The sequence below is a fragment of the Bacillus sanguinis genome (assembly GCF_018332475.1).
Taxonomy (GTDB): Bacteria; Bacillota; Bacilli; order Bacillales; family Bacillaceae_G; genus Bacillus_A; species Bacillus_A sanguinis.
On the sequence record NZ_BOQB01000607.1, the window covers coordinates 1 to 631 of the forward strand.

Consider the following 631-nt stretch of genomic DNA (forward strand, 5'->3'; position numbering starts at 1 on the left):
TATGCATATTTTCTAAAGATGCATTATCAGTTTCATGAATATAATCCGAAATAATATTTTCAAGTGACGTTTTCTCATTTGCTTTAAATAATTTACCAGCAGATACAATTCCTGAAGTAATAATGTATTCTTCTCCACAATTACAAATTAACTTTCCTTCAATAATTTGATTGTTATTAATAATTCCATCTTGAAGAATTAATTTTTTGCTACACTTAGAACATGTGAGTAAATGTAGTACACTTAAATCTATCCCTATAATTGTATTGGAAGTTTCATTTGTTAATAATAAATCATGTAACACTCCCTTTAATTTATCCCGTTTCTTCTCCAAAAGTTCTATTTCCTGTTCCATCTTGTCATATTTCAGTTTAAATAAAGATTGGTAAAAAGTATCTTTTTCGTAATTCATAGATTTCGCTAAATTTTTATAAAAAAATAGTTCTTTAATTTCATTCAAGCTAAATCCTAGGTCTTTGTAATGTAAAATAAGTTCTAAATCTGTTTGACAATACTCATCAAAAAAATAGTGTCCCCCCTTTTTTTCAGGAATAATGAGACTGAGATCCATATAATGTCTAATTGTATCAATACTTAAGTTATTTACTTCTCCAAACTTACCGATTTTCAT

The 631-nt window shown here is 26.5% G+C and carries 1 protein-coding gene; it reads right to left on the bottom strand.

Features of this window, described 5'->3' with window-relative positions:
- Positions 1 to 631: MerR family transcriptional regulator (locus KI369_RS28830; protein ID WP_212959038.1), on the bottom strand; the 631-nt coding region annotated here is incomplete at both ends.